Annotated in this window: 14 protein-coding genes; 9 read left to right on the top strand and 5 right to left on the bottom strand. The window is 39.4% G+C overall.

The genetic code is table 11. The annotated features are described in order from the left end of the window. The first annotated feature begins 3 nt into the window (after window positions 1-3). The 7 genes from lpxB to H4J67_RS03845 all read left to right on the top strand — a co-directional run bounded on the left by lpxB (window position 4) and on the right by H4J67_RS03845 (window position 10,352). Window positions 4-1,206, top strand: coding sequence for a lipid-A-disaccharide synthase (gene lpxB, locus H4J67_RS03815; RefSeq protein ID WP_182174631.1), 1,203 nt, complete (start codon window positions 4-6; stop codon window positions 1,204-1,206). Next, entirely contained in the window at window positions 1,203-1,928 is a 726-nt protein-coding gene (rnhB, locus tag H4J67_RS03820; protein WP_182174633.1) for a ribonuclease HII, read from the top strand. The genes lpxB and rnhB overlap by 4 nt, the downstream gene beginning before the upstream one ends. Next, the gene (gene dnaE, locus H4J67_RS03825) at window positions 1,928-5,485 is read left to right on the top strand and encodes a DNA polymerase III subunit alpha (protein ID WP_182202902.1); all 3,558 of its coding nucleotides are present in this window, start codon (window positions 1,928-1,930) and stop codon (window positions 5,483-5,485) included. The genes rnhB and dnaE overlap by 1 nt, the downstream gene beginning before the upstream one ends. Before the next feature lie 171 nt (window positions 5,486-5,656). After that, window positions 5,657-6,613 (top strand): acetyl-CoA carboxylase carboxyl transferase subunit alpha, encoded by a 957-nt coding sequence (gene accA, locus H4J67_RS03830; protein ID WP_070374042.1) that lies wholly within the window; start codon window positions 5,657-5,659, stop codon window positions 6,611-6,613. 133 nt (window positions 6,614-6,746) lie between these two features. After that, complete coding sequence (gene tilS / locus H4J67_RS03835; RefSeq protein ID WP_182174639.1) at window positions 6,747-8,117, top strand: tRNA lysidine(34) synthetase TilS; 1,371 nt, start codon at window positions 6,747-6,749, stop codon at window positions 8,115-8,117. Window positions 8,118-8,225: 108 nt separating this feature from the next. Continuing rightward, window positions 8,226-9,464 carry a serine/threonine transporter SstT gene (gene sstT / locus H4J67_RS03840; RefSeq protein WP_182174642.1) on the top strand — a complete coding sequence of 413 codons (1,239 nt, stop codon included), beginning with the start codon at window positions 8,226-8,228 and terminating at the stop codon, window positions 9,462-9,464. A 318-nt stretch (window positions 9,465-9,782) separates the two neighbouring features. Beyond that, the gene (locus H4J67_RS03845) at window positions 9,783-10,352 is read left to right on the top strand and encodes an alkylphosphonate utilization protein (protein WP_182174645.1); all 570 of its coding nucleotides are present in this window, start codon (window positions 9,783-9,785) and stop codon (window positions 10,350-10,352) included. A gap of 112 nt (window positions 10,353-10,464) precedes the next feature. On the opposite strand, the gene H4J67_RS03850 is transcribed toward H4J67_RS03845, so the two are convergent. Then, on the bottom strand, window positions 10,465-10,917 hold the full coding sequence (locus H4J67_RS03850; protein ID WP_182174648.1) for an isoprenylcysteine carboxylmethyltransferase family protein: 453 nt from the start codon (window positions 10,915-10,917) through the stop codon (window positions 10,465-10,467). A gap of 203 nt (window positions 10,918-11,120) precedes the next feature. On the opposite strand from H4J67_RS03850, the gene H4J67_RS03855 reads away from it, so the two are divergent. Together H4J67_RS03855 and H4J67_RS03860 are read left to right on the top strand one after the other, a co-directional pair. Further along, entirely contained in the window at window positions 11,121-12,017 is an 897-nt protein-coding gene (locus H4J67_RS03855; RefSeq protein ID WP_182174651.1) for a DMT family transporter, read from the top strand. Beyond that, window positions 12,007-12,456, top strand: coding sequence for a GNAT family N-acetyltransferase (locus tag H4J67_RS03860; RefSeq protein WP_259368474.1), 450 nt, complete (start codon window positions 12,007-12,009; stop codon window positions 12,454-12,456). Before H4J67_RS03855 ends, H4J67_RS03860 begins: the two co-directional genes overlap by 11 nt. 105 nt (window positions 12,457-12,561) lie before the next feature. Here the strand turns inward: H4J67_RS03860 and H4J67_RS03865 are convergent, their stop codons facing one another. From H4J67_RS03865 to H4J67_RS03880, 4 genes are all read right to left on the bottom strand, one after another. Further along, window positions 12,562-13,920 carry a M28 family peptidase gene (locus H4J67_RS03865; protein ID WP_182202904.1) on the bottom strand — a complete coding sequence of 453 codons (1,359 nt, stop codon included), beginning with the start codon at window positions 13,918-13,920 and terminating at the stop codon, window positions 12,562-12,564. A 32-nt stretch (window positions 13,921-13,952) separates the two neighbouring features. Continuing rightward, a complete protein-coding gene (locus H4J67_RS03870) occupies window positions 13,953-14,486 on the bottom strand; it encodes a YaeQ family protein (protein ID WP_182174657.1) in 534 nt (177 codons plus the stop codon). 78 nt (window positions 14,487-14,564) lie between these two features. Then, complete coding sequence (locus H4J67_RS03875; RefSeq protein WP_182174660.1) at window positions 14,565-14,948, bottom strand: ribosome recycling factor family protein; 384 nt, start codon at window positions 14,946-14,948, stop codon at window positions 14,565-14,567. A gap of 73 nt (window positions 14,949-15,021) precedes the next feature. Beyond that, window positions 15,022-15,789 carry a hypothetical protein gene (locus H4J67_RS03880; protein WP_220463286.1) on the bottom strand — a complete coding sequence of 256 codons (768 nt, stop codon included), beginning with the start codon at window positions 15,787-15,789 and terminating at the stop codon, window positions 15,022-15,024. Window positions 15,790-15,996 lie beyond the last annotated feature (207 nt).

Raw genomic sequence — 15,996 nt, forward strand, 5'->3', positions numbered from 1 at the left:
TTAATGACAAACACAGTAGAAAAACAGGCTATTCTCCAAACATCACCCATTATAAATAGTTCAACTGCTCAACAACCGCCCGTGTTTGGGCTTGTTGTTGGCGAGCATTCTGGCGATACGCTCGGCGCTGGTCTTATGAGCTCTCTAATATCTGTTTACCCTAATGCCAAGTTTATCGGTATTGGTGGTCCAAAAATGCAAGCTCTGGGTTTTGAAAGTTTGTTTGAAATGGAAGAGCTTTCCGTGATGGGCATTTTTGAAGTATTGGGACGCCTCAAACGCTTATTTCATGTCAAAGACTGTTTAGCCGCTCAGTTTATTAATGATAGACCCGACGTGTTTATTGGCATCGATGCACCCGATTTTAATTTACGCCTAGAAAGACAACTAAAGAAAGCGGGTATTAAAACAGTTCATTACGTTAGCCCATCTGTATGGGCTTGGCGTGAAAAGCGTATTTTTACCATTGAAGCGGCTACCGATATGGTGCTGTCGTTATTGCCTTTTGAAAAAGATTTCTATGATAAATATGAAGTGCCCTGTACTTTTGTTGGCCATCCGCTAGCAGACGATATTCCATTTTACTCGGATAAGCGTGAAGCGAGACAAGCCCTTAACTTACCGCTTGATAAAAAAATACTTGCACTTATGCCCGGTAGTCGTGGTGGAGAGTTATCTCGATTAACCGAGCCTTTTTTAATGTCTGCAGTAGAACTGTTAGCACAAGACCCACAATTACATTTTGTTGTGCCGATGATCAGTGATAAGAGAACCAAACAATTTAGCCAATTGAAAGAGAAAATAGCGCCAAATTTAGCGGTAACAATTATTACTAATAAAACCCAGCAAGTAATGGCGGCCAGTGATTGTTTACTCATGGCCTCTGGTACGGTAACCCTAGAAGCTGCATTAGTTAAACGCCCCATGGTGATTTGCTATAAGTTCAATGCTTTTACTTATCACATGTTTAAAGGTCTAGTAAAATTAGAATGGTTTTCATTACCTAATTTATTGACGAAAAAAACACTGGTACCTGAATTACTGCAAGGTAAAGTTAGCGTTGATAACATTGTGCCGTTAGTTAAAGAACGTTTATATCAAGACCAAACATCACTTGAAGATGAATATATGAAAATTCATCTCGCTTTAAAACAAAATGCCAGTCAAGAAGCGGCGAAAGCTGTCATGGATCTAATGTCAAAATGAGTAATGAAGCGGTAAGCGACACCAGTTTAACACCCATTAAGAAAGTGGCAAAAGCTAAAAAGATTTTTCCACCTTTTGAATACCCCATTGCCTACTGTATCGCAGGAGTCGATGAGGTTGGGCGAGGACCTTTGGTGGGTGACGTTGTTACTGCTGCGGTTATTCTTGATCCCGAAAATCCTATTGAAGGTTTGATGGATTCAAAAAAGCTATCAGATAAAAAGCGTCAGTTACTTGCGGTGGAAATAAAAGAAAAAGCTATTGCTTGGGCTGTTGGACGAGCAAGCCCCGAAGAAATAGATACCTTAAATATTCTGCATGCCACTATGTTAGCGATGCAGCGAGCAGTACAAGATCTATCAGTAACACCTGATTATGTTTTAGTTGATGGTAATCGTTGCCCTATTTTTATGCAGGTGAATGGCAACATTGCTAGCCAATCTGTGGTGAAAGGCGATGATCGGGTCAGTGAAATAAGTGCGGCGTCAATCCTTGCAAAAGTCGTTCGTGATGATGAAATGCTCGCTTTAGATGAATTACATCCCGAGTATGGCTTTGCAAAACATAAAGGTTATCCAACCAAAGCCCATTTAGAAAAAATAGTAGAGCACGGTGTACTTGATTGCTACCGAGCAAGCTTTAAGCCAGTAGCAAAAGTTATTGCTATGCAGGGTGTTTTACCGACAAAAACTCAACAAGAAGACTCCCAGGTGAAGTGTTAATGTCAGAGCAAGTATTAGTTGGTGCACCCGAATTAGTGTCAGTCAAAGCTCAACCAAAATTTATTCATTTGCGAGTGCACAGTGACTATTCATTATGTGATGGTTTAAATAAAGTAAAACCTATTGTCGCCAAAGCTTTAGCTTTGGGAATGCCCGCCATCGCACTAACCGACCAAACAAACCTTTGTGGTCTGGTTAAATATTATCATGCTGCTCATGGCGCGGGAATAAAACCGATTATTGGTTGCGATCTCTGGGTTAAAAGTGATGAATTAGAAAATGAACTTTCCCGCATTGTTGTTTTAGCCACAAATAATGTTGGCTACAAAAATCTCACTGAACTTATTTCTAAAGCCTACCTTCGGGGTCATGTTCAAGGCAAGGCAGTTATCGATAAGCATTGGTTAATTGACTATGCTCCAGGTTTGATCTTATTGTCGGCGGGTCGCGAAGGTGATATTGGTAAAGCGCTGATTAAGGGAAATGTCGAGCTAGTCAATAAAATGGTCGATTTTTACCAAAGCTATTTTCCTGATTGCTTTTATCTTGAACTGATCAGAACCAACAGAGAAAACGAAGAAAACTATATTCATTTGGCAGTCGAGCTGGCAGAAAAAGCTTCGCTCCCTGTGGTAGCAACGAACGAAGTGATGTTTATTTCTCCTAAGCGCTTTGATGCCCATGAAATACGTGTTGCCATACATGATGGTTTTACCCTCAACGATAAACGTCGCCCGAAAAAATATTCTAAAGAGCAGTACCTTCGAACTGAAGAGGAAATGTGTGAGTTATTTTCAGACATCCCTGAAGCGATTGAGAATACAGTTGAAATCGCCAAACGCTGTAATGTTACGGTTAGGCTTGGAGAATATGTTCTCCCTGACTTTCCAACAGAAGGTTTATCGATTGAAGATTACTTGGTTAAAGTCTCTGAAGAAGGTTTACAAGACCGCTTAGAGACCTTATTTGATAAAGACGCTGCAGATTTTGCTGAAAAGCGTAAACCCTACGACGAACGTTTAGCCATTGAACTTAAAGTGGTTAACAATATGGGCTTTCCCGGTTATTTTTTAATCGTGATGGAATTTATTCAGTGGAGTAAAGATAATAATATTCCTGTGGGTCCTGGCCGTGGTTCTGGTGCCGGCTCGTTGGTCGCTTATGCCCAAAAAATTACCGACTTAGATCCCCTTGAATATGATTTGCTCTTTGAACGTTTTTTGAATCCTGAGCGTGTCTCTATGCCAGATTTTGATATCGATTTCTGTATGGACAGGCGTGATGAAGTTATTGATCACGTTGCTGAACTATATGGCCGTGATGCCGTGTCGCAAATTATTACCTTTGGCACCATGGCAGCCAAGGCGGTTATTCGAGATGTTGGACGAGTACTCGGTCACCCTTATGGTTTTGTTGACCGCATCTCTAAGCTTATACCGCCAACACCAGGCATGACACTAGCCAAGGCCTTTGAAGAAGAGCCTAAGTTGCCAGAAGCTTACGCACAAGACAGTGAAGTCAAAGATTTAATTGATATGTGCCGTATTTTAGAAGGCACAACACGAAATGCCGGTAAACATGCCGGTGGTGTCGTGATATCACCAACCACCATTACCGACTTTGCGCCACTTTACTGTGACGAAGAGGGTAAAAACCCGGTTACTCAGTTCGATAAAAATGATGTTGAAGATGCCGGTTTAGTTAAGTTTGATTTCTTGGGACTTCGCACGTTAACGATTTTGCAGTGGGCTATCGAAATGGCTGATGCAAAATTGTTAAAACAAGGCAAAGCGCCTATTGATATTACCCGCATTAATTTAGAAGACCCAGCCAGTTTTAAAGTGTTATTAAGATCTGAGACAACGGCAGTGTTTCAGCTCGAGTCTAGTGGTATGAAATCACTTATTGCAAAATTAAAGCCTGACTGCTTTGAAGATATTATCGCCTTGGTTGCGCTCTTTAGACCAGGACCATTGCAGTCTGGCATGGTTGATAACTTTATTGAACGTAAGCATGGTCGTGAAGAAGTAAGCTATCCGGATGCTACTTGGCAACATATTGACTTAAAGCCTATTCTTGAACCGACTTACGGTATTATTTTATATCAAGAACAGGTTATGCAAATTGCGCAAGTATTGGCGGGTTACTCGTTAGGTGGCGCGGATATGCTACGCCGCGCTATGGGTAAGAAAAAACCTGAAGAAATGGCCAAACAGCGTGATGGCTTTGAGCAAGGCGCGATCAACCGAGGTGTTGACGGCGAACTTGCGATGAAGATCTTCGATTTGGTGGAGAAATTTGCGGGTTATGGTTTTAATAAATCGCACTCAGCGGCTTACGCCTTGGTTTCTTATCAAACCTTATGGATGAAAACACATTACCCTGCGCCATTTATGGCTGCGGTAATGTCAGCCGACATAGACAACACCGATAAAATTGTTACCCTAGTTGATGAATGTGGCAATATGGGTATAGATTTACTACCCCCTGATGTTAATGCCGGTCAATATAAATTTACCGTTAACGAGCAAGATCAAATTGTCTACGGTATTGGCGCAGTAAAAGGTGTGGGTGAAGGTCCGATTGATGCCATTATTGCCGCACGCGAAGCCGGTGGTGAATTTACAGATCTTTTTGATTTTTGCGCGCGACTCGATCTGAAAAAAATTAATAAACGTGTTTTAGAAAAATTAGTTAAAGCCGGGGCCATGGACAGTTTAGGGCCTAAAAAAATTATCAACGGTAAAGAAGTACCACATCGTGCTGTTTTATTTGAAACATTACCTGAAGCCATAAAGGCTGCAGACCAATATGCAAAAGCACAGGCAGTTGGACAGAATGATTTATTTGGCTTAATTAATGAAACGTCAGCAGAGCCGCGACAAGCCTTTAAAGATGTGCCGATGTGGGCTGAAGAAGTTTGGCTTAATGCAGAGAAAGAAACGTTAGGTTTATATTTAACGGGTCATCCCATCAATCGTTTCTTAAGTGAAATAAAGCATTATGCGACTGGACGCTTAGTAAGTCTGCAACCGACCAGTAAAGACAAAATCACGGTTGCGGTTGGTTTAGTGTTAGGTGTTAGAGTTATGGTCAATAAGCGCGGCAGACGATGGGCCTTGGTTACGCTTGACGATAAAAGTGCTCGCATGGACATTAGACTCTTTCCCGATGACTATGATAATTTTGCTGAATTGCTGGTAAGTGATGCTATTTTGGTCTGTAGTGGACAGGTCAGCTTTGATGAATACTCCGGAGGCATTACAATGACCGCTCGAGATATCATGACGGTTGGTGATGCTCGTGAAAACTATGTCTCTTCAGTAGATATCAATGTCAATAAAAACAAGGCAGGCGCAGGTTTTATTGATAAATTTACCGAGGTATTAACACCTTATAAGGATGGTACGTGTCCTGTTCGGTTGTTTTATCAAAGAGATGAAGCAAAAGCTATGCTAGAATTAGGCGTACAATGGCGCGTTACGCCTGCAGACCCTTTATTACATGAATTAAAAACCTTATTAGGTGATGGCGACGTTACTTTAAGGTTTAAATAATTTAGGGCGCATTAAAGGGTTATTTATTGTTAACCATTATAAAAAATTTATAACAAGGTCGATGACGACTTTGTTAGCAACTTAATAGTCAAATTTAAATTATTAAGTACTCTATTTGAATAATCATGCTGTTGTTATAAAACGGCATAGAACATAGGTAAGAATAATCATATGTCATTAAATTTTTTAGATTTCGAGCAGCCTATTGCTGAACTTGATGCCAAAATTGAAGAGTTACAATTAGTCAATAACGGTCAAGAATTAGATCTTGACCTTGAAGATCAAATTACTCAATTACGCGGTAAAAACGCGGAGTTAACCAAAAAGATTTTTGCAAATCTTGACCCTTGGCAAACAGCTCGTGTGGCACGTCATCCACAGCGTCCTTATACGCTTGATTACATACCACGCATTTTTACTGAATTCGATGAGCTTGCTGGTGATAGGCACTATGCAGATGATAGAGCCATTGTTGGTGGCACTGCGCGTTTAGACGGTAAACCTGTGATGATTATTGGTCATCAAAAAGGGCGTTCAACAGCAGAAAAAGTTAAACGTAATTTTGGTATGCCTCGTCCAGAAGGTTACCGTAAAGCCTTACGCTTAATGCAAATGGCTGAACGTTTTAATATGCCGATTATTACCTTTATTGACACGCCAGGTGCCTACCCGGGTATAGGTGCAGAAGAGCGTGGCCAAAGTGAAGCGATAGCGATGAACTTAAAAGTTATGTCACGTTTAACTGTACCGATTGTTTGTACGGTTATTGGTGAGGGGGGGTCTGGTGGTGCATTAGCGATTGGTGTTGGTGATCGTGTCAACATGCTGAAATATTCTACTTACTCGGTAATCTCTCCTGAAGGTTGTGCATCCATCTTGTGGAAAACCGCTGAAAAGGCACCTACTGCCGCTGCCGCCATGGGTATTACCGCTACGCGTATTAAAGAATTAGAACTTATCGATAATATCGTTGAAGAACCATTAGGTGGTGCACATCGTGATATGGATATTATGGCAGCTAACTTAAAGCAAGAATTAAAATCAAACCTTGCCGAATTAGAAGGCTTGTCCAAAGAAGAATTAATTGAAAAACGTTATGACAGATTAATGTCTTTCGGTTATTGTTAAGTTGCTATAAATCGACACGAGCAAAGTAATATTGAATACTCTGCTGATGAAGTTGTAGCCTTATCTTACTGATTCTATCTCTAAGTTAAGGCGACAGTTTTTTTGTTTTCAGTGTCAATTAACCAAGTATTCTATGATTAAACAGACCTTAATAGATTTTTTTTCCAATCACCCTCAAAAATCACTGCTTGTTGCCTACAGTGGCGGTATCGACTCTCAAGTGCTGTTACATTGCCTTAGTGCTTTAAGAGCACAACATGCTATTAATAGCGATATTCGTGTTTGTCATGTTAATCATGGCTTAAGTGTTAATGCCGTTAAATGGCAAGCCTTTGCTAAAACACAATGCCAACTATTTTGCCTGCCGTTAGATATTATTGAAGTAAACGTGCAAGCTGTTGCCCAAAAAAGCTTAGAAGCGCTTGCGCGCGATGCCCGCTATCAAGCACTAAAATCAGTAGCTAAAGCAGGTGATTTAATTGTTACGGGTCATCACAGTGACGATCAGGCTGAAACTTTTCTACTCGCCCTAAAAAGAGGCGCAGGTTTGAAAGGGCTCTCAGCGATGCAAAGTGAGATGATATTGGGGCAACAATTACTGGTCAGACCGTTGTTAACTATTTCACGAACCGATATTGAAGCCTATGCGAAAGAGTATGGTTTAGCTTGGATAGAAGATGAATCAAATACGGATGAGCGTTTTGACAGAAACTTTCTCCGCCATCAAGTTTTACCTAAGTTAAATCAACGTTGGCCAAGCATCAATAAGACGATTGCACGCAGTGCTGAACATTGCTTTGAAGCACAACAATTACTGGATGAATTAGCGCAGCAAGATTTAATTGCTTGTCAGTCCTCAGCTAATAAGCTTAGTGTTGTTGATGTAAATAAGCTCAGCGAAGCACGTCTTAAAAATCTATTGCGCTATTTTTTGGCTTGCCATGGATTCTTAATGCCAAGCCAAAAGCAATTAATGCAAATATGCCAGCAGCTTAATGCACAAGCGGATAAGTCGCCAGTTGTGCAATTAGCTGAGTGTTGTATTAGACGTTATAAAGGTGAGTTACACCTAACGGGTATCTATCAGGACCTGTCGTTGTGGCAACAAAACGTGGCATTAGGGCTGTTAGCGGATGATAAACCGTTAGATGTTTATCTTCCCGATCAATTAGGTTGGTTAAGTTTTTCTAATGTATCAGCACAAGTACAAGAAAATAGTGCTTGGCAGTCAGTGATAAAAAAACCGGCAGAGCAACAAAAAGTGACGATTTGTTTTTCTCACGAAAACCCAAGGTGTTTACCACAATATCGACAGCATTCAAGACCATTAAAGAAAATCTTACAAGAGCTTGCTATACCAACATGGCAGAGAAAAAGGTTACCTTTTATCTTTTATGATAATGAATTGGTTGCGGTAGTCGGACAGTTTGTTTGTCAGTCCTATCTCGCCGAGAACAGTGACTCAGCATTTACGCTATCATGGCATGGTCAACTGCCTCTTTAAAGGTACCGTGTAACGAATAAACTAGACAGTGTCGGTGCATAAGTGGTAAAAATCTTTCATCGATACGTTATCTTAATAACAAAAACAATAACTAAAATAAGACAAACTATGACAACACAAAATACCTCTGTAGAAAAAACATCATTTTTGGGTAAGCTAAAAGCTATTAACATCGTTAATCAAATCATTATTGCACTTGTTGTTGGTATTGTTTTAGCGCTTATTTTACCTGAAGTTGCACAGTCATTTTCGATACTCGGCAGTTTATTTGTTAGTGCACTAAAAGCGGTTGCCCCTATTTTGGTATTCGTTTTAGTCGCTTCATCTATTGCTAACCAAAAACAAAATAGCGATGCTAACTTAAAACCGATTGTTGGGCTTTATTTACTCGGCACAATAAGTGCTGCGCTGGTTGCTGTAGCACTAAGCTTTGCGTTTCCGGTGCAATTAACATTAGATATTGTTGGCGCAAGTGCTAATCCGCCACAAGGACTAGGTGAAGTCTTATCAACCTTAGCGTTTAAAATTGTGGATAATCCGTTCAATGCGGTTGTTACTGGAAACTTTATTGGCATTTTAGCATGGGGCTTAGGCTTAGGTTTTGCGTTAAAGAAAGGCAGTGAATCAACGAAGGTTATGGTTCATGATTTAGCCGAAGCAATTTCAAGTGTCGTTAAATTGGTTATTCGTTTTGCACCCTTAGGTATTATGGGCTTAGTCGCTAATACGGTTGCGACCACAGGCTTTGATACCTTAAGTGAGTTTAGACACCTAGTACTATTACTTTTAGGTTCTATGGTTATTATTGCTTTAGTGGTTAACCCGCTGATTGTTTATTTTATTACGCGTAAAAACCCTTATCCGCTAGTCTTTACTTGCTTAAAAGAATCGGGTATTACCGCTTTCTTTACGCGTAGCTCTGCAGCAAATATTCCGGTTAATATGGAACTGTGTGAAAAACTTGATTTACATGAAGATACCTATTCGGTTTCTATTCCTTTAGGCGCCACCATTAATATGGCTGGTGCGGCGATCACCATTACGGTATTAACGCTTGCTGCGGCCAATACTTTAAATATTGAAGTTGATTTTGCAACCGCTATTTTATTGAGTGTCATCGCCTCAGTATCAGCTTGTGGAGCCTCTGGTGTTGCAGGTGGTTCATTGTTACTTATTCCATTAGCCTGTGGTTTGTTTGGTATAGACAGTGACATTGCTATGCAAGTAGTCGCGATAGGCTTTATTATTGGTGTTATCCAAGACTCTGCCGAAACAGCCTTAAATAGCTCTACCGATGTTATTTTCACGGCAGCGGCTTCGCATCACATCACTAAAAATCTAGAATAAATGAAGCCCTCGTTAACCACCTCATATAGAGAGGTGGTTGATTTTAGACCCTGACGCTAATTCAGGGTGATAGTTTTTTGCCACTTTATTGCCCAGCAACAAAGCTATACTTTCACTTTAGTATTCAGTAACAGAGCTATACCGCCACTTTAGTATTCAGCAACTAAGCTATACGGTCACGTTTTAGCCAGAGTAAAGCGTAGCCTTTAAATAATGGCTCAGGTCAATTATTTCCCGTTGTTAATCAGCACTTTTTAAATCACTGAATTAGGGGCATAATAGCGAAAAACCCTCTTCAAAAATTAGTGAATTAATATTATGCCTACCGAAAATGCCTTAAAAGCACGCAGTAATGCTAGCTGTGAATTATGTACGTCAACTGAACAATTAGCTGTGTTTCCTGTGCCACCAACCAGCGACTTAAGTGCTCAGCAGTGTGTATATCTATGTGCTATATGCACAGCACAAATTAATGGTGACACTTCAATGGATGTAAGTCACTGGCGTTGTTTGAACGACAGTATGTGGAATCAAGAGCCTGCTGTGCAAGTTATGTCGTATCGCTTGCTTCATAAACTGTCAGCAGAGAGTTGGGCACAAGACGCTTTAGAAATGATTTACATGGAAGATGATGTTAAAACTTGGGCTGAGCAAGGCATTGCCGCTGCTGAGCGAGAGGGGCCAACAAGAGACAGTAATGGCACTGATTTACAAGACGGCGACGATGTTACCTTGATTAAAGATTTAAAAGTTAAAGGCGCTAACTTTACGGCTAAGCAGGGCACTATGGTGCGTGGTATTACCTTAACGGATAATCCTGAGCATATTGAAGGAAAAGTTAACGGTACACGTATTGTTTTAGTTTCGGCGTACCTGAAAAAAGCTTAAGTAAAACATGTTGTTTATATTAGCTTTTAAAAAGCTATGTAGCATCAACAAAGCCATCAGAGTAAGTCAGTAAAGCCCCAACATTGCGGTTTTACTGTCTGACTCATATCGTTTATAACCAACGTCTTACTTTTAGCTGATAATCACGGTATTGTTGACCAAATATTTTTGTTAACATTTTTTCTTCGGGAATTATTTGAAAACGTGTCATGCAGCCAATAAATATTAAAATAATAGGTAAAGATGCTAAATGTTGTAAGTAATAAGTGAGCGAGATCAGTGAAATCAGCATGGCTAAATACATTGGATTTCTTGAAAATGAATATATGCCAGAACTTACCACAGTTGAGCTTGTTTCTGGCTTAGTGGGGTTAACGGTTGTTCTATGCTTTTTAAAACTGACTATTGCACAAAGGCCGACGACTATCGCGATAAAGAACAGCGCGAGGGCAACCGGTAAATGTGCCGGCCAGCTCAAAGTGAGATCGGGTGATATTTTATAAAAAACTATCATTAATAACACGGCAATTAATATCTGCACTACGGGTATTACTTTTAACTCCATGATTTGCCTTAAGCTTAAAAATTTTATGGCTGTTATTTTAGTAGATATTAGTGGCTATTAATCACACTAAATCGATAAGTTTATTTTTAGATGTTCTTGACGTAGTCAGATAATATCGCCATCGATTATTTGTATACTCGTTATGTTTCTTTAGTTTTCTTCGGGTTGAATTTTCAATATAGCACCGATAAAGGATATATAAAATGTCAGTCCCCATTGCTTACTTTGCCGTTATTCTTATCTGGTCAACAACACCACTAGCGATAGTGTGGAGCAGTGAAACTATTCATCCAACCTTAGCGGTATTGTTGCGGATGCTGATTGCGGTTGTGCCTGGCTGGTTCATACTGAAAGCTTTTCGTATTGAGCTTCCTTGGCATAAAAAGGCGCTTAAACTTTATAGTTTTTCAGCGATAGGCATTTTTGGTGGGATGTTATTTGCGTATTTAGCCGCTGGCTACATTTCTTCTGGGCTGATGTCGTTAATGTTCGGCTTGGCACCTATTTTATCTGGGGTGCTAAGTCAGCGATTTTTGGCTGAGTCTGCATTATCAACAGCAAAAAAAATAGCCTTGGCGATCGCTATTTGCGGCTTAGCTACAGTATGTTTTGATAAAATATCACTTAAAGGTGATGGATATATTGGCATTATCGCGGTATTGATTGCGGTTTCATTTTTTAGTTTAAGTGGTGTATTGGTCAAAAGTGTTGACGTTGCTATAAACCCTATGGCAACAACCCTGGGTTCACTATTATTAAGCTTACCTTTATTTACCTTAGTTTGGCTTATTTTCGATGGCAATATTGCGCATCAAACATGGAGTAACAAATCAATATTAAGTGTCGTTTATCTTGGTGTTATTGGCTCTTTAGTGGGTTTTATTGCTTATTTCTATATATTACAACGCCTAAAAGCGAGTACGGTGGCATTGATCACTATGATCACCCCAGTGATTGCCATTTCACTGGGGTTACTATTAAATAATGAAACGATTAATTTTAATTTAATCGTTGGCGCATTAGCTATCATTGCTGGTTTAGCTATTTATCAATGGGGCGATTCAGTGATTAAACACCATCGTAATAAATATGCTCAGTGATGAAAAAGTAACCATAGGATTTCGACAAGCCCAGCAGAGTGATATCGGCTATTTATTACAATTAAGAAAAGCCTCAATGGGCGAACATCTTATTGCTGCAGGTTTGGATTTATCTGATCAGCAACACCTTGAACGAGTGAATGATTTTTTTGCAGATTCAACTATTATTTTGATGAACAATGAGCCTATAGGCTTAATAAAAATAGCCGTATTAGCGAATAAATTACACATCAGGCAGCTGCAAATCATACCAATACATCAAGGAAAAGGAATTGGTGGTAAGGTTTTAGCCTTAATTAAAAGAAAAGCAAAAGAGTTAAAACTACCAATAACATTAAATGTTTTGTTAGCAAATCCAGTTATTTCTTTATATTTACGCCATGGTTTTGTTGTCACTGGCCAGAATGAAGTTGAGTATCAAATGCGCTGGTTACAATAAAATAAGGCCAGTAATTAAAATCACTGACCTTATGTTCAGGATGAACGGTATGTCACGATGCCATGGATGGCAAGGAGTGACGGTGTTCAGGACGAACGGTCAAACTTAGTAGATTTTACCACTCGATCGAACAGTATTTACATCAATACGTGTTGGGGTAATACTGCCATCAACTAGTCCTTGCGTAGCGACTGATAACGTCTCAATAACCTGATACATCGACGCTAAGTCTAGGCTGCTAATATCATCAGACGTTTTATGATAATGCTGGTCTTTATCGAGTTGGGTACTACTAAAACTGTGAGCTGGAACACCTAAACGCGCAAGTGTTGCATTGTCTGAACGATAAAATAACCCCTGCTCTGGGTAAGGGTCTTGGTAAATTTCACTGTTTTTAGCCGCTAAGCTTACGTTAAGTAATTCACCTAAATTTGAACGCTCCATTCCTGTCATCCAAACCGAACCAGCGCCAAACTTTGAAGGTTTACCTATCATCTCAATGTTTATCATTGCCACAACGTTGTTAGGATCTAATTGCTGTGAAAAATATTTAGAGCCAAAGCCACCAATTTCTTCGGCGGTAAAAGCACTAAAAATTAAGGTTCTTGCGTTCTTACCTTGATGGGCATAGTGTTGTGCCAGATTAATAACAGCAGAGGTGCCCGACGCATCGTCATCAGCACCATTAAAAACCTCTTTACCATCAGCCGTTACACCTAAATGATCATAGTGTGATGAATATAAAACCACTTCTTTTGCTGTCGCTGGGTTTTTATCTTTGCCCGGTAGTATCGCAACAATATTGGTTAAGGTTTTTTCAGTTATCGAAGTACTCGCGTTAACGTTTACCGTGGTAACTTCATTATCATCGGCTAAAACCATAACAATAGCCCCTTGGTGATCAAGGTTAAGCTTAGTTAAGCCTCGTTGAAAGTAACCTCGATAACCAGCAAAAGTTTTAGCGTGAGCACTATGGATAATAACCAGGTGTTGGCCACCGTCATTATTCATTTTACTAAGAGCCGCGCGCATATCATCCGCTTCAGCAATAATATGGGTGTTAACATTTTCAAGGCTCTGCCATGAAAGCGTGGCCATAGTACTTGCCATACCTAAATTAGCGTCAGCAATAGTCTGACCATTTAAGGTCACCGTTAATGCTGTTGGCATAATACTGGTTACATTAAATGTTTGTTTGAAATCTTTATTGCCTTCGAGTGGGCTTAGTCCAATGTCGGTAAACCTCTGGCTAATATAATCACCCGCTTGGTCAATACCAACAGAGAAGCTGGCTCGGCCTTTTAAATCGTCACTTGCGAGATAAGTAATATCTTTAATAACTTGTTCCGATGACATTTTAGCAATTTTGGCTTTAGGTGGTTCAGGCTCACTGCATGCAGAAAGGAGTGTAATGCATGCAAAAAGAGCTAAAGTTAAGCAGCTTTTAGTAAGGTGACTTTTCATGCTTATTATTTCCCTATCCATGTTGGTATTAATTATTGTAATTTTGTTGTTTCAATTAACAGTGTTTCATTACCCGCCGTTAACCATAATTGGCCATCTTGGATACTGCACTGAAAGTCCATAGAGCGGCCAGCAAGTTTTGCTAATGCATCACAAGTTTCTTGGCTAATGAGCTCAATGGAAAGTTTATTGAGTAGACATAATTTGTTTTGTGACTGTTTCCACCAGGTTTCAGCACTACTGCCATAGGCATAAAGAATCACTTTTTGGGCACGATTACAGGCTTTTTTGAGACGTTTTTCATCCAGTTGCCCAAGCTCTATCCATAACTCTATCACTTCAGAGTAATTAATTTGCCACAGAGCGGCTTCTTCTTCGTCACTCACACCCTTACCAAATTGCAGATGTTCATTTGCATTTAAAATAAAAGCTAACAAGCGAACCATCATGCGAATATTTGTTTCTGAAGGATGTTGGGCGATGGTTAAATTGAGGGTGTCGTAGTAATTTCTGTCCATATCTGACAGTTGTATACTGGCTTTATTTATTGTTGCTTTTAGTGCCATGATTATCCGTAAAGTAAGAAATGCTAATTAAGCTTATAATACCCGTATAACATTAAGGAATACAGCAGGTAAGTCCTTTTATTCGACCAGCCACTCTAATTCATCAATGACTTTTCTGGCTTCAGCAATCGTGCAATCAGTGCGGGCCATTAATTGGTTAACAGTAATGTCTGACTTTAATTTAGCAATACGTATAAGTTCATCGTGACTAAGTGCTTGCCTTTGACTCATTAAGTAACTAACTAGCCACTGCCAACTCGGCTCTTCTGAGTCTTGTATAAAAGCGACAACGTGTTCTAATTGTTCAAAGCTAGCTTTTAGTTGCCAATTGCGCGAACGGCCAATTCTATAAAGTTCACAGCCACTAGCTCTTATTCCTGCTTTTAACGCATAAGCTTTTATTACTTTTCTAAGCAATGAGGGCAGATTAATGACAGGTATATGATTTGGCGATGTTTTCATAAGGAGCGAGTAATGTTAACAGAGAATAAAAAACCAGCAAAATGCTGGTTTCAGTCTTACTAATAATAATTGACTACCATTTTTTCTTCGGTTGAAATAATAAGTCTATATCATCTTCTTGATCTTTGGCTTTTTTCGCCGCATCTTTAGCATTAGTGCTTTTAAGTGCATCGGTTATTTCTTCAAGTTGGATCTCAACCTCAGCTTTTTTATTGATGGTATATTCTGTTTGTGAAGGATGAGCGGACAATGTTTGCAAAGCTTTCTCAAAATATTGGCGCGCTGACCCCAACATTTCTTTTTGGTAAGCCATGTTGCCACGTTTTAGCAAGCTTTCAACACCAATCTGTAGTTGCATAGCATCGAGCTTTTTATCTTCATGGGTAAATGTTTGTGCGTCTAATGCTCCTTTGACTTGCTCTGACTTAAGTGTTGCTCGTAATTTTTTAATACATTGCAAAATACTAACAAGTTGTTGTTCATTATCAGGGAGAATGAATGGTTCCTCTTGTTCTGAATTTGAAGCCGCGAGTTCTTGAGACGCTTTTAACCTTGACTCAATATCATCAACTTTACCTTTAATTTTTTTTGAATCAGGTAAAATTGATCTCATCGCTTTTGCTGCGGTTAAACTGCGTCGATTAAGAATGTTGACGATACTAGGATTACTGGGCAGGTTAGCAAGATGTAGAATAAGGTCTTCACTTTCATCTATAATCGCTTTTTGCTTAGCCGCTTTTATGCGTTTGTCTTTTTCTTGTTTTGCTTTGTGCTGTTGAATTGCACCAACACCCACAACTATAATGATTAATGCGATAATTAAAGCAATGATAATGCCCATAATGTTAACTACTCGTCTATGAAAATAGAAATATCTTTCATGCAGTCTACAAAAAATGGACACATTAGCATAGCCTTATATGAACCTTTTATCTCTAATACTAATTAAGGCTATTTATATAACTTTTTATTTTGAATGAAAAACTTCATTTTATCTGAAAAAAGTCAATTTTAACTTCGTTATGTGTATTTTGTAGTAATAATACTA

This window comes from Colwellia sp. BRX10-4 (assembly GCF_014077465.1).
GTDB lineage: Bacteria > Pseudomonadota > Gammaproteobacteria > Enterobacterales > Alteromonadaceae > Colwellia_A.